The organism is Planktothricoides raciborskii GIHE-MW2 (assembly GCF_040564635.1).
GTDB lineage: Bacteria > Cyanobacteriota > Cyanobacteriia > Cyanobacteriales > Laspinemataceae > Planktothricoides > Planktothricoides raciborskii.
In genome coordinates this window covers 5974856-5994529 of record NZ_CP159837.1, presented here as the reverse complement: position 1 = coordinate 5994529, position 19674 = coordinate 5974856, and the positions used below count along the sequence as shown (strand labels likewise).

23 protein-coding genes are annotated in these 19674 nt (G+C 45.6%); 7 read left to right on the top strand and 16 right to left on the bottom strand.

The window, feature by feature from the left end; genetic code table 11:
- Positions 1–265: 265 nt before the first annotated feature.
- Together ABWT76_RS25560 and ABWT76_RS25555 are read right to left on the bottom strand one after the other, a co-directional pair.
- Positions 266–484 carry a hypothetical protein gene (locus ABWT76_RS25560; RefSeq protein WP_354635148.1) on the bottom strand — a complete coding sequence of 73 codons (219 nt, stop codon included), beginning with the start codon at positions 482–484 and terminating at the stop codon, positions 266–268.
- Positions 481–663: a hypothetical protein gene (locus ABWT76_RS25555; RefSeq protein ID WP_354635147.1), complete on the bottom strand. Its 183-nt coding sequence runs from the start codon at positions 661–663 to the stop codon at positions 481–483. Before ABWT76_RS25555 ends, ABWT76_RS25560 begins: the two co-directional genes overlap by 4 nt.
- On the opposite strand from ABWT76_RS25555, the gene ABWT76_RS25550 reads away from it, so the two are divergent.
- A complete protein-coding gene (locus ABWT76_RS25550; RefSeq protein WP_354635146.1) occupies positions 651–1238 on the top strand; it encodes an ATP-binding protein in 588 nt (195 codons plus the stop codon). The two genes, ABWT76_RS25555 and ABWT76_RS25550, sit on opposite strands and share 13 nt — an antisense overlap.
- Before the next feature lie 335 nt (positions 1239–1573).
- Here the strand turns inward: ABWT76_RS25550 and ABWT76_RS25545 are convergent, their stop codons facing one another.
- The 14 genes from ABWT76_RS25545 to gltB form a co-directional block, all read right to left on the bottom strand.
- Positions 1574–1888: a helix-turn-helix transcriptional regulator gene (locus tag ABWT76_RS25545; protein WP_054464821.1), complete on the bottom strand. Its 315-nt coding sequence runs from the start codon at positions 1886–1888 to the stop codon at positions 1574–1576.
- Between the two features lie 4 nt (positions 1889–1892).
- Positions 1893–2234 (bottom strand): type II toxin-antitoxin system RelE/ParE family toxin, encoded by a 342-nt coding sequence (locus ABWT76_RS25540; RefSeq protein WP_054464820.1) that lies wholly within the window; start codon positions 2232–2234, stop codon positions 1893–1895.
- 231 nt (positions 2235–2465) lie between these two features.
- On the bottom strand, positions 2466–2831 hold the full coding sequence (locus ABWT76_RS25535; protein ID WP_054464819.1) for a DUF86 domain-containing protein: 366 nt from the start codon (positions 2829–2831) through the stop codon (positions 2466–2468).
- The gene (locus tag ABWT76_RS25530; RefSeq protein WP_072160641.1) at positions 2828–3265 is read right to left on the bottom strand and encodes a type II toxin-antitoxin system prevent-host-death family antitoxin; all 438 of its coding nucleotides are present in this window, start codon (positions 3263–3265) and stop codon (positions 2828–2830) included. Before ABWT76_RS25530 ends, ABWT76_RS25535 begins: the two co-directional genes overlap by 4 nt.
- A 171-nt stretch (positions 3266–3436) precedes the next feature.
- Positions 3437–5062, bottom strand: coding sequence for a glutamate synthase small subunit (gene gltD, locus ABWT76_RS25525; protein ID WP_354635145.1), 1626 nt, complete (start codon positions 5060–5062; stop codon positions 3437–3439).
- Between the two features lie 376 nt (positions 5063–5438).
- A complete protein-coding gene (locus ABWT76_RS25520; RefSeq protein WP_354635144.1) occupies positions 5439–5582 on the bottom strand; it encodes a hypothetical protein in 144 nt (47 codons plus the stop codon).
- Positions 5583–6109: 527 nt separating this feature from the next.
- Positions 6110–6325 carry a YgiT-type zinc finger protein gene (locus ABWT76_RS25515; RefSeq protein WP_354635143.1) on the bottom strand — a complete coding sequence of 72 codons (216 nt, stop codon included), beginning with the start codon at positions 6323–6325 and terminating at the stop codon, positions 6110–6112.
- A 73-nt stretch (positions 6326–6398) separates the two neighbouring features.
- Positions 6399–6566 carry an element excision factor XisI family protein gene (locus ABWT76_RS25510; protein ID WP_197285211.1) on the bottom strand — a complete coding sequence of 56 codons (168 nt, stop codon included), beginning with the start codon at positions 6564–6566 and terminating at the stop codon, positions 6399–6401.
- A 22-nt stretch (positions 6567–6588) separates the two neighbouring features.
- Positions 6589–6663 (bottom strand): hypothetical protein, encoded by a 75-nt coding sequence (locus ABWT76_RS25505; protein WP_255353148.1) that lies wholly within the window; start codon positions 6661–6663, stop codon positions 6589–6591.
- A gap of 16 nt (positions 6664–6679) precedes the next feature.
- The gene (locus ABWT76_RS25500) at positions 6680–6790 is read right to left on the bottom strand and encodes a XisI protein (RefSeq protein WP_231636594.1); all 111 of its coding nucleotides are present in this window, start codon (positions 6788–6790) and stop codon (positions 6680–6682) included.
- Positions 6778–6957 (bottom strand): element excision factor XisH family protein, encoded by a 180-nt coding sequence (locus tag ABWT76_RS25495; RefSeq protein ID WP_197285217.1) that lies wholly within the window; start codon positions 6955–6957, stop codon positions 6778–6780. The genes ABWT76_RS25500 and ABWT76_RS25495 overlap by 13 nt, the downstream gene beginning before the upstream one ends.
- A 127-nt stretch (positions 6958–7084) precedes the next feature.
- Entirely contained in the window at positions 7085–7258 is a 174-nt protein-coding gene (locus ABWT76_RS25490; protein WP_082348736.1) for an element excision factor XisH family protein, read from the bottom strand.
- 111 nt (positions 7259–7369) lie between these two features.
- Positions 7370–7714 (bottom strand): hypothetical protein, encoded by a 345-nt coding sequence (locus tag ABWT76_RS25485; RefSeq protein WP_354635142.1) that lies wholly within the window; start codon positions 7712–7714, stop codon positions 7370–7372.
- 110 nt (positions 7715–7824) lie between these two features.
- Complete coding sequence (gene gltB, locus ABWT76_RS25480) at positions 7825–12420, bottom strand: glutamate synthase large subunit (RefSeq protein ID WP_354635141.1); 4596 nt, start codon at positions 12418–12420, stop codon at positions 7825–7827.
- A 1189-nt stretch (positions 12421–13609) separates the two neighbouring features.
- Here gltB and ABWT76_RS25475 point away from each other — a divergent pair.
- The 6 genes from ABWT76_RS25475 (at position 13610) to tuf (ending at position 19648) form a co-directional block, all read left to right on the top strand.
- A complete protein-coding gene (locus tag ABWT76_RS25475) occupies positions 13610–14026 on the top strand; it encodes a phosphomannose isomerase type II C-terminal cupin domain (RefSeq protein ID WP_054464899.1) in 417 nt (138 codons plus the stop codon).
- 277 nt (positions 14027–14303) lie between these two features.
- Positions 14304–14639 (top strand): iron-sulfur cluster assembly accessory protein, encoded by a 336-nt coding sequence (locus tag ABWT76_RS25470; protein WP_054464814.1) that lies wholly within the window; start codon positions 14304–14306, stop codon positions 14637–14639.
- A gap of 182 nt (positions 14640–14821) precedes the next feature.
- On the top strand, positions 14822–15196 hold the full coding sequence (rpsL, locus tag ABWT76_RS25465; RefSeq protein WP_054464813.1) for a 30S ribosomal protein S12: 375 nt from the start codon (positions 14822–14824) through the stop codon (positions 15194–15196).
- Between the two features lie 226 nt (positions 15197–15422).
- Positions 15423–15893 (top strand): 30S ribosomal protein S7, encoded by a 471-nt coding sequence (gene rpsG, locus ABWT76_RS25460; protein WP_054464812.1) that lies wholly within the window; start codon positions 15423–15425, stop codon positions 15891–15893.
- A gap of 422 nt (positions 15894–16315) precedes the next feature.
- Entirely contained in the window at positions 16316–18391 is a 2076-nt protein-coding gene (fusA, locus tag ABWT76_RS25455; RefSeq protein WP_054464811.1) for an elongation factor G, read from the top strand.
- Between the two features lie 27 nt (positions 18392–18418).
- Positions 18419–19648 carry an elongation factor Tu gene (tuf, locus tag ABWT76_RS25450; RefSeq protein WP_190877107.1) on the top strand — a complete coding sequence of 410 codons (1230 nt, stop codon included), beginning with the start codon at positions 18419–18421 and terminating at the stop codon, positions 19646–19648.
- Positions 19649–19674: the final 26 nt, after the last annotated feature.

Here is a 19674-nt window from a genome sequence, read left to right as displayed (position 1 = left end):
AAAATCAACAATTTCCTTTCCCTGCCCCCGTCTTCACGGGGGCAGGCTGTCTGTATGTAGGGGCGAAGCATATAGCCCTTCGGGCATGGCTTCGCTTACCGGGCAGTTAATTCTGGGTTTTCACAGTAAATATTTATATCCGAATGCTTCGCCCTTACCGGCAGTTACAGCGGTTTTCTGATTACTGAACCACCGTAGGGCGAAGCATTCCGGGATAAAATTTCGGTTTTTTACCCATAAATTATTTGCCGGAATGCTTGCGCCCCTACAGATATACCAATGGGATCAGGGCGAAGCATTCCGGGATGAAATTTCGGTTTTTCAGAAACCGGGTTTCTTCATCAATTTCTCGGTATAAAGCATAGATTTTCACAGAAACCCGGTTTCTTCTGGAATTAGGGCGAAGCATTCCGGGATGAAATTTCGGGTTTTTCAGAAACCGGGTTTCTTCATCAATTTCTCGGTATAAAGCATAGATTTTCACAGAAACCCGGTTTCTTCTGGAATTAGGGCGAAGCATTCCGGGATGAAATTTCGGTTTTTCAGAAACCGGGTTTCTTCATCAATTTCTCGGTATAAAGCATAGATTTTCACAGAAACCCGGTTTCTTATGCGGTAATGTTCGCCCCTACAGATATAACTAAAATACCATGAATTCAACATCAGAAATCCCTAATATTAACCATCTTAAAGCATATCCGCCAGAATTTCGGCAAATCATTAGAGAAAAAAGCGCTAATTTTGTCGGCGGCGAATTGGTCTTTTCCGCGATTAACAACTTTCTGGAACGTAAGAAAAAAGGTTATTTTACTATAGTCGGCCCACCGGGTAGCGGCAAAAGTGCTATTCTTGCCAAATATGTCAGCGAAAATCCCCAAGTTATCTATTACAGTGCCGAACTTGAAGGCAAAAATAACCCTGAAGAATTTACCGCTATTGTTGGCAGTGAATTGATGCGACGTTTATGGACAGAAAACGCCATTGAGGAAAGTTTTGTTATGCCGTTATTGCTGCAAAAAATCAGCGATTTACTCTCACCGAATGAACGGTTGACGATTGCTATTGATGGATTAGATAGAATCGATCCTCAAAATCAACCCCTTGGGACAAATTTATTGTATTTACCCAGATATCTCCCGGATAAAGTTTATTTTATTCTGACTCGTCGCCCGTTTTTGCGGGAAAAATCCGGGTTATTAATTGAGGCACCATCACAGGTTTTCGATTTAGCCCGGTGAAAAGAGGAAAGAGGAGAGAGAAAAGAGAAAAGGAGGAAAGAGAAAAGAGAAAAGATTTAGTAGGGTGCGTTAGTCGGGGCAAAATTCCTGTATCTAATCAACAATTTCCTTTCCCGACGTAACGCACCTTTATATTTGTAATATAAATGGTGCGTTACGGCGGACTTGTAAATCTTGGTCAAAATCCCAATTTTATCACCGCCTAACACACCCTACCAACAAATAAATTCAACCGAATAAGAAACCGGGTTTCTATGAAGATTTTGGTGGGGTGGCAGAGATTATATAAAGAAACCCAGACCGGCTGAATCCCTGGTTTACCCTAGCCTGATAACTTAGCCCACCTGTGCGATCGCTTGTCCAATTTCTTGAGGGGTTGCACCTGTCGCTAAAATTGCTCGAATCAGCAGTTCAATAGAAACTGAAGCATCACCATTTTCAGCGTTGGCAATTCGCGGTTGACTGGAGTGCAATTTTTCTGCTAATTCTGTTTGAGTCATCGCTTGTTGCCGTCGTTCTTTCAAGTAGCGGCTAAGAGCAAGTTTAATCTCAACGAGCGCAGTTTCTTCCGGCGTCAAGTCTAGAAATTCTGAAACGGTGCCAACTTTCCAACCTTTTTTTTCTAAATGTTGTCTTTTAGATTTTTCCATAACTTTAACCCTGGGTATCCTTGTCGTATTTACTGAGTCGTTTCTTGCAGATGTCGATTACATTTTTTGGGGTCGATCGGGTGGTTTTATTAAAAACCTCAAGAATCACAATTGCATCCTGATCAATCCGATAAATAATTCGCCAGCTTTTGTCTGTGTCTGGAATTCGCAATTCATGGCAACTTCGCCCGATACTTGGCATTGGTCTTGAGTGCGGTAATTCTAGGTTTTCACCCTGTTGCAAAAGTCTAAGCAATACACCAGCCTCTATTCGTGCCTCCGGGCTAAAAGGAGGAGTCTTTACTTCCCCATGCAGCCAAATTAACGGTTTATCAGTTTTGTCCATGTGGTCAGATATATCATATCTGATATATTTTTGCCAATTGCAGCAACTCAGTTTCCGTCTTTCAACCTAGTAGAATTGGTAGGATGCGTTAGTCGGGGAAAAATTTATGGATCCAATTAACAATTTCCTTTCCCGACGTAACGCACCTTTATATTTGTAATATAAATGGTGCGTTACGGCGGATTGGTAAATCTTGGTCAAAATCCCAATTTTATAACCGCCTAACACACCCTACCAAAAGCTATTTGCTTCACTATTCAAGTCAGCTATCATCTTGCTAATCACCTGCTTAAGAATAGGAAGACTTTTCTGTGTGGTTTTCCATAAAACTGCGACATCTGTCCCCCAATAGTCATGGACTAATTTATCTCGCATTCCGGCTACTGCTTTCCAAGGTATCTCTGGATACTGGTTTCTGAAGGATTCAGGGATATTTTTTACCGCTTCGCCGATAATTTCAATGGCTTTAGACACCGCATAAATAGTTTTTTCATCTTCGGCAAATTCTGCAAAATCAAGACCAGCTATAAATTTTTCAATCGACTGAATTGCCTCGAAAATATCCTGAAGAAAATCTAATAAAGAACGCGAAGTCATACAGTAACCGCCTCTAACAAAATTCGTTCTTTGGTTGGCGGCTTTAAGCTATTTTTTGTCACTACATCGACCTTGAGGTCTAAAAGATCACTCAGATAGTCTTCTAATTCAATTAGTTCTATCAGCGTGGGTGCTTCATCATAATCTATCAAGATTTCCACATCGCTGTCTTCGGTATCTTCCCCGCGAACATAAGACCCAAATATCCCTAACTCACTTACATGGTATTTTTCCTGAATAATCTGCTTTTGTGCGATTAAAATCTGTTTAATTTCTGCCAAAGTTTTGCGGTAGTCTGGCGGTGAGGTACAGGGGACTAATCGGGCAACGCCTACGCCATTTTCGGTGATAATGGTTTCTTCTCCTTGGCGGACTTGTTGCAACATTGTTTCTAGGTTTATATTGGCTTCTTTCACATCAATATTAAGGCTCATTTTTACTTTCTCTACTTAGGTTTAATCTATTTTAATCTATTAAAGAGAGATGCATAGAAAAGAGAAGAGAGAGGAGAGCATTTTTACGATTCACCTCTCTCCTCTCTCTTGTGACAGAAACCCAGTTTCCTGGGGCGATCGCCGCTACGGAAAGGCGCCCCTACTGGAATTTTAAGCGGGTAAGTCAGTGCTACCCATTAAAAAGCGATCGCACTCACGGGCAACTCCGCGACCTTCATTAATCGCCCAAACTACCAAACTTTGACCGCGACGGCAGTCACCGGCAGCAAACACCCCAGGAATACTGGTGGCGTACTTGCCATATTCCGCTTTCACATTACTCCGGGCATCGCGATCGCATCCCAAAGCGTCTAATAAAGGTTGTTCTGGACCGAGGAAACCCATTGCCAGCAATACCAATTGGGTGGGGATAACTCGTTCTGTCCCCGGTATCTGCTTAGGAATAAACCGACCTTGGGCGTCTTTTTCCCATTCCACTTGTACCGTATGCACCGCTTTCACATGGCCGTTTTCATCCCCCTCGAACTTCGTAGCGGTGTTTAAATAAACGCGAGGATCAGACCCAAACTTAGCCGCTGCTTCTTCTTGACCGTAGTCCATCTTATAAACTTTCGGCCATTCGGGCCACGGATTATCCGCCGCCCGTTCTAGGGGTGGTTTCGGCAAAATTTCCACTTGCACCACACTATTACAACCATGCCGGATCGAGGTGCCCACACAGTCAGTCCCAGTATCACCACCGCCAATAATCACCACATCCTTACCTTCCGCAGAAATATAAGGATATTTCACAGGGTTAAGAACCCCGGTTTCTTCAAGAAACCGGGTTTCTCCGGCCACTTTACCATTACCATTACCGTTCCCATTCTGGTTTTGATCCAAAATTGCCTGAGTATTGGCGCTGAGGAATTCCATCGCAAAGTGAATTCCTTTCAGATCGCGGCCTTCAATGGGCAGGTCGCGGGGTTTAGTGGCGCCGGTTGCCAGAATTACCGCATCAAATTCTTTCAGCAGGTTTTCTGCGGGTAAGGGCGAAGCATTTGCGTAAATATTCGTTGTCGAATCCGAAATATTTTGGCGCAAATGCTTCGCCCCTACGATTTCCGTGTTACAGACAAATTTGACCCCTTCGGCTTCTAAGACTTTCAGGCGTCGTAGCACAATTTTTTCTTTGTCCAATTTCATGTTAGGAATGCCGTACATGAGCAAACCACCAGGGCGATCGGCCCGTTCATACACTGTCACCCAATGTCCGGCTTTATTTAATTGTGCTGCTGCGGCCAAACCAGCAGGCCCAGAACCAATCACCGCCACTTTTTTACCCGTCCGCATGGCAGGGGGTTCCGGTTTTACCCAGTCTTCTTCCCAACCTTTCTCGATAATCGAATATTCGATATTTTTAATTGTCACCGGGGGGTTGGTGATGCCTAAAACGCAGGAACCCTCGCAGGGGGCAGGGCAAACCCGACCAGTGAATTCGGGGAAATTGTTGGTTTTGTGGAGGCGATCGAGGGCTTCCTGCCAAAGTCCCCGATAAATTAGGTCATTCCACTCAGGAATTAAGTTATTGATTGGGCAACCACTAGCCATCCCTTTGATCGTGGTGCCCGTATGGCAAAAAGGTGTGCCGCAGTCCATACACCGGGCCGCTTGGGTGCGGAGTTTTTCCTCCGGCATATGCAGGTGGAATTCATCCCAGTTACCGACGCGATCGCCCGGGGAAACTTCTGCTGCTACTTCACGGAGATATTCGATAAAGCCGGTTGGTTTTCCCATAGTTCTCTCTCTCAAATAATGAATGCAAGATTAATGCAAGGTTCTAGAAAAAAAGCGAGAAACCGGGTTGCTTTGACGCTACCTAAGTATGAGAAACCGGGTTTCTTTGACGCTACCAAAAAGTTAACTTTGTATCCCGAAAAGAAACCCGGTTTCTGGGTGTTTCTCTGAAAGCATTTCTTTGTGGTCTTTAGTCTGATGTCATTGGACTAAGGACAAAGGACTAAGTTATGTCAATCGTTAAGTAAATCAATGTATGTTTTAATCTCTAATAAGGATGATGACCGGACGAGAGGACAATCTTGACCACTATCTTGACTATTATACAGAGTACCCGCCAATTAGGGTATTTATTGTAACCTTTATTTAAGGTTAATCATGTTAAGGAATCAGGACGAAGCGCGATCGGTGCGGTAGGGGCGAAGCATTCCGGCAGATAATTTATGGGTAAAAATAGTAACCCTAATCCCGGAATGCTTCGCCCTGACGAAGCGCGATCGGTGCGGTAGGGGCGAAGCATTCCGGCAGATAATTTATGGGTAAAAATATTAACCCTAGTGCCGGAATGCTTCGCCCTGAAGAATCATTGTAGGGGCGAAGCATTCCGGCAGATAATTTATGGGTAAAAATATTAACCCTAATCCCGGAATGCTTCGCCCTGAAGAAGCATTGTAGGGGCGAAGCATTCCGGCAGATAATTTATGGGTAAAAATATTAACCCTAATCCCGGAATGCTTCGCCCTGAAGAAGCATTGTAGGGGCGAAGCATTTCGGCAGATAATTTATGGGTAAAAATATTAACCCTAATCCCGGAATGCTTCGCCCTGAATCGGCTGTCAGGGCGAAGCATTCGGGTAAAAAATTTTGGGGTTTGATCCGATAAATTCTTTGCCCGAATGCTTCGCCCCTACGTTTGGGAAACGATTATGTTATGAAATATTGAGAAATTGCTCGTAGAAGGTCAGATTTGGCATATTTTACCTCTAATAAATTTATATGAATATAAATTATAACATCTGGCGTTTTAGGCTGATCGAGCCACTGAAATTAGTAAACTGGTGTTTTTATTACTCGTTTTGGTGATTTATTTTGCCAAATAATTTCTTGAATGCGTTCTACGGTTTCAGGAGAAAAGAAAGATTCCCCTGTTTCTTGGCAAACTCTTGCTGGAACGTTTTCTATAATAAAGAATTTCCCATCAAATTCTAAAGTGTAAGTCACCTTCTGTTCAATAAAATTCTCTTGTCTAAAATTAGTCGTCATATCATTTTCTCCTTGGCGAGAAACCGTGTTTTTGGGTTGGTTTGGATTGTTAGGTGAATTTTTTCTATCATTATCAAGCTAAGGCAAAATCTGTATATTGACGCATTTTTGGTTCGTGAAATGCCAGGACGATATCTTCTTTCGGCACCCCTGCACGGACTAAATCATTGGCAATACCATCTTCTGTCCAGTCTTCTTCAATCCAAAATTTCCCGTCGCGAATTCTTACATAAACAGTCATACCAGCAGTGCGTGAAGCGAAGCTATCGCGTCAGCGAATCGCCGTTGTTCCAACCAAGATTCATCCAGATATAGTGCTGCTTTTGTTCATCTATCACCAAAAATGTTTCTAAGTTAGGATTGGGACGGCGATTCGCTGACGCGATAGCTTCGCTTCACGCACAGTTCAACATACTCATTCAAAATTTGCTGAATTATTTTGGGATATTCTGTTAATTTATCCATTGTACAATTTCCTCTTTTTCTGTATCTACAATAATCATTGGCAGTTGATGTTTCTTGATAATGAGTTGTATGACATCTTGTTGAAAAAAGTTTTTGTAAATAAGATTGCCAATGGCAACATATAGTTTGCGATCGGCTTTAATTTCCTCTAAAAGATAAAGATAAATATCATACTGACCGAGTGCCTCTTTTAAATTCTGAAATTTTGACGCCCCGACAAAACTTGTAAGGGCGAAGCATTCGCGCCAAAATATCCCGGTTTAGACAACAGATTTCTACGCGAATGCTTCGCCCCTACACCACAATTTTATCAGAACCCCGTTCAGCAGCAATGGGTCTTTCTGCGCCCAAGTCTGCATAAAGCTTTGTACTCTGGTACTGAATAATATAGGGATCATCAGTAATTGTCCAACCGTCTTTAATCAGTGCGTTTTTTACAGCATTATGAATGATATCTAGCTGAGGCATAGTGGGTTTTAGGGTTAAAAATGCCTAGTTTAGTATAAAGAAATTCACGGGAGGCAGAGCCTCTAGATGAGCATTCCCAGGCTGGAGCCAGGGAACGAGGATTTAACTATACTATGCTAGTTTATTTAGATAATCTTTAATCTTTAATTTCAGCGTGTTTGAAATTGGATAAGAATCAATTTCTGTCTCAATATCAGCTTGAGACTTGCCTTTTTTTTTCAATTTTTCGACAACTCCTTTAAAGATTGTTTCAAATCCAAACTCTGCTAATCCCTTTGAGATCAAGCCCAGGATTCCCAAGACGGTAATTCCACCCAACATTCCGAATGGCCCACCCAGCATGGCCAAAGCAGTCGTGATTGCTGCTGCACCTGTCCATCCGGTTACTGCCATTGCTACTACTAATACAAGACCCGGTACACCTAACGCGGCAATTTTGTCTACGAATTTATCCATTTCATTCCGTTAATGTATCTATTTTCTGGGTTCATAACAGGTGAGAGAAACCGGGTTTCTGGGTGCAAGAAACCCGGTTTCTCAAAGAAACCGGGTTTCTGAATCAAACCCTAACTACCACCAATCCGGGCTAAGTCACGGGCATTTTCTTCAAACGCTGCGCTGAGGGCATCATCACCACTCAAACCCGCTTCAAACGCCTTCTTCAGACAGTTCAACACCCGCTTATAGTCGCGAGGCATTACTTTGACAAACTTGGGCAACATTTCCTCCCAATTCGCCAATACTTTTTGCCCTTTCTGACTCTTGGTGTAATGAACGTGCTTCTCGATCGCCTTGCGGATCTTGTCAATGTCCTCGGCATCCAGCGGTTCAATATCCGCCATTTCATTATTGCAACGACTGGCAAAATCACCCGCTTCATCCAGGATATAAGCCACACCGCCACTCATACCGGCAGCGAAGTTCCGCCCGGTTGGACCAATGACCACCACTTGACCGCCGGTCATATATTCGCAACCGTGATCGCCGACCGCTTCTACCACCGCGTGAACCCCGGAGTTACGAACGCAGAAACGTTCGCCCGCGACACCAGAAATATAGGCTTCCCCACTGGTAGCGCCATAAAACGCCACGTTGCCAATAATGATATTTTCTTCCGCCACAAAGGTAGAACCCGCTGGGGGATAAACCATCATCTTGCCGCCACTCAAGCCCTTACCGAAATAATCGTTAGCATCTCCTTCTAGTTCCAGAGTCACCCCTTTGGGTACAAAAGCCCCAAAACTCTGACCCGCACTGCCTTGGAAATGCAGATGAACCGTGTCTTCTGGCAACCCATCCCAGTGCCGTTTGCTGATTTCATAGCCTAAAATAGTGCCGACCACCCGGTTAGTGTTTTTAATCGGTAAAGTCGCTTTAACTTTTTCCCCTTTTTCGATCGCCGGTTTGCACAAATCCAACAACACGGTCATATCCAGGGATTTTTCTAAACCGTGGTCTTGGGGAATTTGGCAATAACGACCAACTTCGGGGCCCACGATCGGCTGATAGAGAATCTTGGACAGGTCAATCCCTTTGGCTTTCCAGTGATCTACTGCTTGCTTGGCTTCCAATACATCAGTCCGTCCCACCATCTCATTGAGGGTGCGGAAACCGAGTTGAGCCATAATTTCCCGCACTTCTTGGGCAATAAACTGCATATAGTTGACCACATAAGCTGGGTCGCCCATAAATTTTGCCCGCAGTTCGGGGTTTTGGGTAGCAATCCCCACGGGGCAAGTATTTTTATGGCAGACTCGCATCATAATGCAGCCCAGGGTGACTAAGGGCGCGGTGGAGAAGCCAAATTCTTCAGCCCCTAATAAAGCCGCGATCGCCACATCTCGTCCGGTCTTAAGCTGTCCGTCGGTTTCTACCACAATCCGACTGCGGAGATTATTTAACACCAGAGTTTGGTGAGTTTCCGCTAAACCCAACTCCCAAGGTAAACCCGCGTGTTTAATCGAGGTCTGGGGTGAGGCGCCCGTACCGCCATCGAAGCCAGAAATCAGCACCACATCAGCGTGAGCTTTGGCCACCCCAGCGGCAATGGTGCCCACACCCACTTCTGACACCAACTTGACATTAATCCGCGCTTGCCGGTTGGCATTTTTCAGGTCGTGAATTAACTGCCCCAAGTCTTCAATACTATAGATATCGTGGTGCGGCGGTGGGGAAATCAAACCTACCCCTGGGGTAGAGTGGCGCACTTTGGCAATCCACGGGTAAACTTTACCCCCAGGCAACTGACCGCCTTCGCCCGGTTTCGCCCCTTGAGCCATCTTAATCTGCAATTCTTTCGCCTGGGATAAATATAAGGATGTCACCCCAAAACGACCAGAAGCCACTTGTTTAATGGCGCTATTTTTGGAATCCCCTTGTTCATTGGTCCAGGTGTACCGTTCCGGGTCTTCTCCCCCTTCCCCAGTGTTGGATTTACCCCCAATCCGGTTCATGGCGATCGCCAATGCTTCATGGGCTTCTTTAGAAATAGACCCATAGCTCATTGCCCCGGTCTTAAAGCGTTTCATAATCGCTTCAATGGGTTCAACCTCTTCTAAGGGAATCGGCTGCCGTTGCTTGAAGTCCAGCAATCCCCGCAGAGTAAAGAATTTCTGGTTTTGCTCATTAATTCCGGCGGCATATTGCTTGTAGAGGTTATAGTCATTTTGTTGTACCGCTTGTTGCAGGGCATGGATGACTTGCGGACTCAGCAAATGTTCTTCCCCGTCCTTCCGCCATTGGTATTCGCCACCGACATCAAGAGTATGGCCATTGGTCTGACGGTCTGGGAACGCATGACTATGCCGTAAAATGGCTTCTTTGGCGATCGTTTCTAGGTCTACGCCCTCAATGCGCGAAGCCGTCCAGGTGAAATATTTCTTAATCACCGAACGATTCAGCCCGATCGCCTCAAAAATCTGGGCACCGCGATAACTTTGGATGGTAGAAATGCCAATCTTAGAGGCAATTTTAATCACACCTTTGGTGACAGCCTTGACATAATTCTTATGGGCAGTCTTGGAATCAACATTGACCAATAAGCCATCGGCAATCATTTGATCGATTGTCTCAAAGGCCAAATAGGGATTAATTGCCCCGCAGCCATAGCCAATCAACACCGCATAATGATGCACTTCGCGAGGTTCGCCGGATTCGAGGACAATGCCCACTTGTGTCCGCGTTTCTTGACGGATTAAATGGTGATGCAGCCCAGCAACCGCCAGCAATGCGGGAATCGGGGCGCGATCTTTATCCACACCGCGATCGGACAGAATAATAATATTGATGCCAGAAGCGATCGCCTCGTCAGCCTTGGCGCAAATTTGCTCCATCATCGCTTCCAATCCCTTCACCCCTTGCTTGGGATCGAACAGAATCGACAAGGTGATAGATTTAAACTGTCCTTGGTTAACGTGCCTTAGCTTACTTAATTCCGCGTTACTCAGGATAGGAGTTTTTAGCTCAATCAGATGACAGCTTTCTGGTTCTGGTTTCAGCAAATTCCGCTCAGACCCAATCGTGGTTTCTGCGGAAGTAATAATCGCCTCCCGAATCGAATCAATCGGCGGGTTCGTCACCTGGGCGAATAGCTGCTGGAAGTAATCATAAAGGAGTTTTGGCCGGTCAGACAAAGCCGCCAAAGGCGTATCCGTTCCCATTGCCCCGACTGCTTCTACCCCATTCATGGCCATCGGGGTCAGCAGCAAGCGTAACTCCTCAAAGGTATAGCCAAAAGCCATCTGGCGTTGGATCGTGCTGGTGGACTCAATTGGTTCTACCCCTGCTGCGGACGGGAGACTGGCCAGTTCCACCATATTTTGGTCGATCCACTGGCGATAAGGGTGCGCCGTGACAATTTTATTTTTCACTTCCTCATCAGTGACAATCCGACCTTCGGCCATGTTCACCAAGAACATCCGACCGGGTTGTAAGCGCCCCTTATAAGCCACCCGTTCCGGTTCCACGGGTAAAACTCCCGCCTCAGACGCCATAATCACCAAGTCATCTTTGGTGACATAGTACCGAGAAGGCCGTAAACCATTCCGGTCAAGCACTGCCCCAATGGTCGTCCCGTCCGTAAAGGCGATCGAAGCGGGACCGTCCCACGGTTCCATCAAACAAGAGTGATACTCATAAAATGCTTTTTTCTCATCACTCATGGACTCGTGACCCGTCCAAGGTTCTGGAATCATCATCATCATCGCATGGGGCAATGAGCGACCGGAAAGCACCAGCAATTCCAGGGCGTTATCGAAAATTGCCGAATCACTGCCTTCTAAATCAATCACCGGCAGGATTTTTTTCAGGTCATCCCCAAATAACTCGGAGTCAAATAAGGACTGACGAGCATACATCCAGTTGATGTTGCCCCGGAGGGTATTGATTTCGCCGTTATGGGCAATGTACCGATAAGGGTGCGATCGCTCCCAACTGGGGAAAGTATTGGTACTGAAGCGAGAATGCACCAATGCCAGGGCACTTTCCATATCTGGATCTGCCAAATCGGGATAATACTGCCCCACCTGAACTGGCATCAACATCCCCTTATAGACCAAAGTCCGACAAGAAAGGCTGCTGACATACCAAACCGGGTCTACCCCGGAACTGTGAATTTCCATCTCCGATCGCTTGCGAATCACATAAAGTTTGCGATCGAAAGCTGCCTCATCTGTCACTTGTGCGCCCCGTTGCAGGAATACCTGCTGCATAAACGGTTCACTAGCCTTTGCCGTATTGCCCAATGATGAATTATCCGTGGGGACATCCCGCCAACCAATCACCTGCTGACCTTCTTCAGCGGCAATTCTGGCAAAAATTTGTCTACCCTGCTCGCGGATAGCGGGATCCGTCGAGCCATAAATCATCCCCACCCCATAAGATCCCGCCTCTGGCAAGGTAAGATTCTCTTGGGCTGCCACTTTCCGCAAAAATTTATCGGGCACCTGCATCAAAATGCCTGCACCATCGCCGGTATTTGCTTCGCAACCGCAAGCACCCCGATGGTCTAGGTTGACCAGGATTGTCAGCGCTTGTTGAACAATCTGGTATGACTTTTTGCCCTTCATATTGACCACGAAGCCTACACCACAAGCATCGTGTTCGTTGTTTGGATCGTATAAGCCTTGTTTTCTTGGGTAGGGATTCTTTTCGTTGCTATTCATTTTGATGTAGATTTTACTAATTCAAGGTTGGTTAAGCTTTGCGGACAAATAACATAAGTCATAAGTCACTTGTCATTTCTTGGCGATGTTGCATCCGCAAAGCGTTGCGCGTTCGCACAAATCTATCTCAGGTATTATGACGAGCGTCTGCATCGGATCTGCTAGACCTTATTCTCTAACAAAAATCCCTGATTCCTCGGTATTCTTAAGGAAAATTTTAGCTAACTCCATCCGGAACAACTGATATTCTAAATCAATCCTCGATTTTTTTGTTATGACTCAAAAAGTTATATCAGGAAATCTTCATATTCGCAAATTAACTAGGTGATTCAGCGTTTTTTTGCTGAAAACCAGTCTGGTTTATTCGGGATGCTTACGGATGCTTTTTTTACTTTTTTGTAACATTTTTTCACAAAAATTAAAATATTGGCAGGCATAAAATAAATATGGCAAAGCAGAAAAATATTGACCCAAATATTAAAACTTCTCAAAAAGTCTCAAAAATTTAGCTATTAAGGGGGGTATAATAGGAAGATTAATGATATATCAAACCATTGGCAATAGCTGCCAAATTATTATATAAATTAATGCTTTTTTCTAAAAAAATAAATTTTAGATTGCGAAAAAACATCTGATATAAATTTAAAAAAACATCATAGAAACAAAAAGTAATTAGTAATTTTTTATAAAAATGAATCAAATTGATTTGAACCACTTAGGAGGCGATAGATCACCATGATTCCGCCAAAAATAAATCAAAAATAAATATTTTGTAAAAATTAATCTTGGAATGAAAGAATCATCAAAAAAATTTTCAGGAGGCTAAAAAAATAGCGATATCGCCATAAAATGAGTATAATTACTGATTAGCCAGTCAAAATAGAACTTGTTATCTTGGATCAAGTAAAAGGCAAGAAAATTACCACCGGGAATTGTTAACTGGTTAAGGGGGGGGTTAAACAGCGGCAATGGGCTGACCAGTATGTGCGGAAAGAAAATCGGTGACAAACAGGGTGCGATTCCCTCGCGGGACGCTTCGCGAACGGGAAAAATTGCCGCAAGATCGCAAGCTTTGTCAGCCTTCTTAAGGGCAGGCTCCTTAACCCAGGAAAAACCCAGAATTTTTGGCGTGGAAAAAATCCTACCTTATGACCGTGTTACAGCGTATTCAACCTTTGGAGAAAAAAGTATGGTGACAACTCAAGAATTAGCTCAAGTGAATAACTTGTCAACCGCTGCCGCCTCTTTGAAACTTGCGGCCACGGAAATGCGCCCTTGGGGTTCTTTCACCACCCTGGAAGAAGGAGTGGGTTACAAAATTAAACGCATTGAAGTCAAACCCGGTCATCGTCTCAGCCTACAAATGCACCATCACAGAAGCGAACATTGGATCGTAGTTTCTGGAACCGCTAAAGTCACTTGTGGCGATCGCGAATTAATGCTGACCAGCAACCAGTCTACTTATGTCCCCCAATGCACCAACCATCGGCTGGAAAATCCCGGGGTCATCGATTTAATTTTGATTGAAGTGCAGAACGGTGAATATTTGGGCGAAGATGACATCGTGCGCTTTCAGGATGATTATGCGCGAGCCAAACCCCAGTAATTGAATTAGCTACTTATTTGAGCTAATTATTTTAGCTACTCATTTAAGCCGCTGGTGAAAACCAAGCCACCAGGCCAATGCCCCTTGATTCAGCAGCGGTTGACTCACTTAAAACCCGGAAGCGAAATTTTGGCAATGGTCAAAACGGAGCCGAATAACGGTCTAGCTCTAGGTGACTGATCCGCATCATTTTGTGTCAAGATAAACAACAAAGGTTAGTAGAAGAGACTAAACCCCCATAAAAATTATCCAATTAGCCTCAAACAGCGTAGATTCAATGATTCATCTGAGCCAAGCGGCAATCCGTGAAGTAATCAGGCTAAGGTCCAAGCAGCCCAGCCAAAATGCTTTGTTTCGCCTGGGAGTGACTCCAGGCGGCTGTTCGGGTTTGTCCTACACGATCGCATTTGTCACCGAAATGACCGAACAAGACCAGGTTCAAGAATGTGATGGCATCCAAGTGGTGGTAGATCGTGAAAGCTTAAAATCTATTAGCAACCTGAGCATCGACTACTCCGAGGATCTGATGGGGGGAGGTTTCCGCTTTCATAATCCCCAAGCCACGGCTCACTGTAGCTGTGGTCATTCCTTCTCGGTGGCAGATGCGGGCTGACGCTAAATCCGTAAACCTGAGAAATCCGTGATTGTTGCCAAATCTTAGCCGAAGCATACCACAACAAGGTTGCGAGTTGGCCAAATTTTTTTGCCAAAAATTTGACAGAAGCTAATTAAATCCGATATAGTTATAGTTTGTAAGAAAGTTGGAATATAAACAAGCTGCACAGGCTTTAACTCATGCCCACTATTCAGCAACTCATTCGTAGTGAACGCCAAAAGGCACAAAAGAAAACCAAGTCACCGGCTCTGAAGAGTTGCCCTCAGCGTCGTGGCGTTTGCACCAGAGTTTACACCACCACGCCGAAAAAACCCAACTCGGCTTTGCGTAAAGTGGCCCGGGTTCGCCTCACTTCTGGATTTGAAGTGACGGCTTATATCCCCGGAATTGGTCATAATTTACAAGAACACTCCGTGGTTTTAATCCGAGGCGGTCGGGTAAAGGATCTCCCTGGAGTCCGATATCACATTATTCGGGGCACTTTGGATACTGCGGGCGTCAAAGATCGGCGTCAGGGTAGATCCAAGTACGGTGCTAAACGTCCGAAACAATAAAGTACAACGGGTAACGGGAAGCTTGAAAAAAATCAAGATGAACGGTGAAATCAAATTTCTATGGCTAAAGCTACCGTTCATCAGTCTTCTTAGTGCCATCCAATCCACCTGAAATCTGCAACCGTTCAGGGAGCAAATGATTCGCTGCCCCCAGCCGGTGGCAATTAAGTGGATGGGAGTTGAACAGACAACAGTACAGTGAAGTGAATTAGTTTTAAAAGTTACTATGTCTCGTCGCACGACTATTCAAAAACGTCCGGTGCCCCCAGATCCAGTGTACAACAGCCGCCTTGTCAGTATGTTAGTCCGCCGGGTCATGGGTCGGGGTAAAAAATCGATCGCCTCGAACTTGGTTTATAAGGCGATGAAAAGCATTGAAGAAAAAACCGGATCCGAACCCCTGGAACTCTTTGAGCGAGCGGTGAAAAATGCCACTCCCCTGGTCGAGGTCAAAGCTCGGCGGGTTGGGGGGGCTACCTACCAAGTACCAATGGAAGTTCGCTCAGATCGAGGGACTGCTTTGGCACTTCGCTGGATTATTCGCTTTGCCCGCGCCAGATCCGGTCGGACAATGGCCAATAAACTCGCGTCAGAGTTAATGGATGCTGCCAATGAAACCGGGGGAGCAATTCGCAAGCGAGAAGAAACTCACCGGATGGCAGAAGCAAACAAAGCATTTGCACATTATCGTTACTGATGCCTGGTTTGACCAAGACTAGATCGGCAGGACGGTAAAAAAATTTCAGAGCAACGTCAAAATCCACCAGTTTCTGCAAGGATTTGGTTTTGTTTTGTAAACAAATCTTGCAAAAAATATTAAAATGTGACGCAGAAAGGGTTTAGAAGCATAGCAATACTGAGGGCAGACCCATGAATGATGATTAGAGCCGACAAAAACAATGACCGCCCCAAGTCTTTAGAACATCTCTAGGGATGATGGCAGTCTGTAAACAACCTTCCTTACCGGAGCGGATTTTGAGGGCGAAAAAAACGCCTTCATCTATCTATATCTCTTAGTTGGTTAAGTCTTAAGCCATAAATATCATCTAATTGCGTCAATACCCAACAATTAATTTTTGTGACTAAACATTTGCAGCAGAAACAAAGAAGGAGGTAGCTGTGGCACGGATTGTCCCGCTTGAAAGGATACGCAATATCGGAATCGCCGCCCACATTGATGCGGGTAAAACGACAACGACTGAGCGAATTCTATTCTACTCCGGAGTCGTTCACAAACTTGGTGAAGTCCACGAAGGAACAGCCGTTACAGACTGGATGGAGCAAGAGCGGGAGCGGGGCATTACCATTACTGCGGCTGCCATTAGCACTAGCTGGAAAGACCACCAGATCAATATTATTGATACCCCCGGTCACGTCGATTTCACCATAGAAGTCGAACGTTCCATGCGAGTGCTCGATGGTGTGATTGCTGTGTTCTGCTCTGTAGGGGGTGTTCAACCACAGTCGGAAACGGTGTGGCGTCAAGCAGATCGGTATAAAGTACCGAGAATGGTATTCGTCAATAAGATGGATCGCACGGGAGCTAACTTTTTTAAAGTTTATGACCAAATTCGCGATCGCTTAAAGGCGAATGCTGTCCCAATTCAGATCCCGATCGGCTGCGAAGATAACTTTCAGGGAATTATAGATTTGGTGCGAATGCGAGCCAGAATCTATACCAATGACCTGGGCACCGATATGGAAGATACAGAAATTCCCGCTGAGGTGCTTGAGTTAGCTAACGAATATCGCACTTTATTGATCGAGTCAGTGGCGGAAACTGATGATACCTTGACTGAGAAATATCTCGAAGGTCAACCATTGACTGAAGAGGAAATCACTCAGGCTCTCCGTCAAGGCACGATTACGGGTAGCATTGTCCCGATGTTGTGTGGCTCTGCCTTTAAAAACAAGGGAGTACAGCTTTTATTGGATGCAGTGGTAGACTATATGCCGGCTCCAATAGATGTGCCGCCGATTCAGGGAACTCTCCCCGGTGGTGAAACCGCTGCTCGCCAAGCTGACGATCAAACCCCCTTATCAGCGTTAGCATTCAAGATTCAAGCAGATCCTTACGGTCGTCTCACTTTTATCCGGGTTTATTCCGGAGTCTTAACCAAGGGGAGCTATGTTTATAACTCTACCAAGGACAAGAAAGAGCGAGTTTCTCGTTTAATTGTTCTCAAAGCCGATGAACGAATTGAAGTCGAGGAACTGCGAGCAGGCGATCTTGGTGCGGCTTTGGGGCTCAAAGATACCTTTACTGGAGATACCATCTGCGATGCCGATCAACCCATTATTCTTGAATCACTTTATGTTCCTGAACCCGTCATTTCCGTGGCGGTTGAACCGAGAACAAAGCAAGACATGGACAAGCTGTCCAAGGCTTTGCAATCGTTGTCTCAAGAAGACCCCACTTTCCGTGTGAGTATTGACCCAGAAACCAATCAAACAGTGATTGCGGGGATGGGTGAGCTCCACTTGGAAATTTTGGTGGATCGGATGCTTCGGGAATTTAAGGTAGAGGCTGGTATTGGGGCACCGCAAGTGGCTTACCGAGAAACAATTCGTAAAGCGATTAAGTGTGAAGGTAAGTTCATCCGCCAGAGTGGTGGGAAAGGCCAATATGGTCATGTCGTGATCTCTCTGGAGCCGGCAGAACCCGGTAGCGGATTTGAATTTGTTTCCAAGATTGTTGGCGGTACAGTGCCAAAAGAATATATTGCCCCAGCGGAGCAAGGAATAAAAGAAGCTTGTGAATCTGGGATTTTGGCAGGGTATCCGCTAATTGATGTCAAGGTGACATTAATCGATGGGTCATACCATGAGGTCGATTCTTCGGAAATGGCCTTTAAGATCGCTGGCTCCATCGCGGTTAAAGAAGGGGCGCTAAAAGCTTCTCCAGTGCTTTTAGAGCCGATTATGAAAGTTGAGATCGAGGTTCCTGAGAACTTTCTTGGGGACGTGATCGGCGACCTGAATTCCCGCCGTGGCCAAATAGAAGGGATGGGTAGTGATGCCGGAATTGCCAAGGTAAATGCTAAAGTGCCATTGGCAGAAATGTTTGGCTATGCTACGGATATCCGATCTAGAACCCAAGGCCGGGGAATCTTTACGATGGAATTTAGCCATTATGATGAGGTGCCTCGGAACGTGGCTGAAACCATCATTGGTAAAAATAAAGGGAACGCATAAGCAAATCGAAAGAGGAACAAATAATTCATGGCACGCGCAAAGTTTGAACGGACTAAACCCCACGTTAATATCGGCACTATTGGTCACGTTGACCACGGTAAAACTACCTTAACTGCGGCTATTACCATGACCTTGGCGGCTCTCGGTCAGGCAAAAGCCAGAAAGTATGATGATATCGATGCGGCTCCCGAAGAAAAAGCTCGCGGGATTACGATTAACACCGCTCACGTGGAATATGAAACCACGACTCGTCACTATGCTCACGTGGACTGCCCAGGACACGCTGACTATGTGAAGAACATGATTACCGGGGCGGCTCAGATGGATGGAGCGATCCTGGTGGTATCTGCTGCCGATGGCCCGATGCCTCAAACCCGCGAGCATATCCTGTTGGCCAAGCAGGTCGGGGTTCCCAATATCGTGGTCTTTATGAATAAAGAAGACCAAGTGGATGATGCGGAACTGCTGGAACTGGTGGAGTTGGAAATTCGCGAACTCTTGAGTTCTTACGATTTCCCCGGTGATGATATTCCCATTGTTTCTGGTTCAGCCCTGAAGGCTCTGGAAGCAATTACGGAAAATCCAAAGATTAAAAAAGGTGAAAATCCATGGATCGATAAGATCTACGCTCTGATGGATGAGGTGGATAGCTATATTCCGACTCCAGAGCGGGATATCGATAAGCCTTTGCTGATGGCTGTGGAAGACGTATTCTCGATCACAGGTCGGGGAACTGTCGCTACTGGCCGGATTGAGCGCGGTAAGGTTAAAGTGGGTGAAAACGTTGAGTTGGTCGGGATTAAAGCAACTCGCAGCACTACTGTAACTGGCGTGGAAATGTTCCAGAAAAGCCTGGATGAAGGGATGGCTGGAGATAACGTGGGTTTGCTACTCCGTGGGATCCAAAAGACTGACATTGAGCGCGGGATGGTGATTGCTAAACCCGGTTCGATTACTCCTCACACTCAGTTTGAGTCTGAAGTGTATATTCTCAAGAAGGAAGAAGGCGGTCGTCATACTCCCTTTTTCCCAGGCTATCGGCCTCAGTTCTATGTGCGGACAACTGATGTGACCGGCACCATTAGTGCCTTTACCGATGATGAGGGGGGTGAAGCCGAGATGGTGATGCCCGGCGATCGCATCAAAATGACCGTTGAACTGATTAACCCGATCGCGATTGAACAAGGGATGCGTTTCGCTATCCGTGAAGGTGGTCGCACCGTCGGTGCTGGCGTCGTTTCCAAGATCATCAAGTAGGATGATTTCCTGAAACAGCATCAGCT

Bases quoted from the DNA above. Each gene is read 5' to 3' on its own strand.
- ABWT76_RS25550 (WP_354635146.1), top strand. From the start codon at position 651: ATGAATTCAACATCAGAAATCCCTAATATTAACCATCTTAAAGCATAT.
- ABWT76_RS25555 (WP_354635147.1), bottom strand. From the start codon at position 663: ATGTTGAATTCATGGTATTTTAGTTATATCTGTAGGGGCGAACATTAC.
- ABWT76_RS25545 (WP_054464821.1), bottom strand. From the start codon at position 1,888: ATGGAAAAATCTAAAAGACAACATTTAGAAAAAAAAGGTTGGAAAGTT.
- ABWT76_RS25540 (WP_054464820.1), bottom strand. From the start codon at position 2,234: ATGGACAAAACTGATAAACCGTTAATTTGGCTGCATGGGGAAGTAAAG.
- ABWT76_RS25535 (WP_054464819.1), bottom strand. From the start codon at position 2,831: ATGACTTCGCGTTCTTTATTAGATTTTCTTCAGGATATTTTCGAGGCA.
- ABWT76_RS25530 (WP_072160641.1), bottom strand. From the start codon at position 3,265: ATGAGCCTTAATATTGATGTGAAAGAAGCCAATATAAACCTAGAAACA.
- gltD (WP_354635145.1), bottom strand. From the start codon at position 5,062: ATGGGAAAACCAACCGGCTTTATCGAATATCTCCGTGAAGTAGCAGCA.
- ABWT76_RS25520 (WP_354635144.1), bottom strand. From the start codon at position 5,582: ATGCTTCGCCCCTACCGCACCGATCGCGCTTCGTCAGGGCGAAGCATT.
- ABWT76_RS25515 (WP_354635143.1), bottom strand. From the start codon at position 6,325: ATGACGACTAATTTTAGACAAGAGAATTTTATTGAACAGAAGGTGACT.
- ABWT76_RS25510 (WP_197285211.1), bottom strand. From the start codon at position 6,566: ATGACTGTTTATGTAAGAATTCGCGACGGGAAATTTTGGATTGAAGAA.
- ABWT76_RS25500 (WP_231636594.1), bottom strand. From the start codon at position 6,790: ATGGATAAATTAACAGAATATCCCAAAATAATTCAGCAAATTTTGAAT.
- ABWT76_RS25490 (WP_082348736.1), bottom strand. From the start codon at position 7,258: ATGCCTCAGCTAGATATCATTCATAATGCTGTAAAAAACGCACTGATT.
- ABWT76_RS25485 (WP_354635142.1), bottom strand. From the start codon at position 7,714: ATGGATAAATTCGTAGACAAAATTGCCGCGTTAGGTGTACCGGGTCTT.
- gltB (WP_354635141.1), bottom strand. From the start codon at position 12,420: ATGAATAGCAACGAAAAGAATCCCTACCCAAGAAAACAAGGCTTATAC.
- ABWT76_RS25475 (WP_054464899.1), top strand. From the start codon at position 13,610: ATGGTGACAACTCAAGAATTAGCTCAAGTGAATAACTTGTCAACCGCT.
- ABWT76_RS25470 (WP_054464814.1), top strand. From the start codon at position 14,304: ATGATTCATCTGAGCCAAGCGGCAATCCGTGAAGTAATCAGGCTAAGG.
- rpsL (WP_054464813.1), top strand. From the start codon at position 14,822: ATGCCCACTATTCAGCAACTCATTCGTAGTGAACGCCAAAAGGCACAA.
- rpsG (WP_054464812.1), top strand. From the start codon at position 15,423: ATGTCTCGTCGCACGACTATTCAAAAACGTCCGGTGCCCCCAGATCCA.
- tuf (WP_190877107.1), top strand. From the start codon at position 18,419: ATGGCACGCGCAAAGTTTGAACGGACTAAACCCCACGTTAATATCGGC.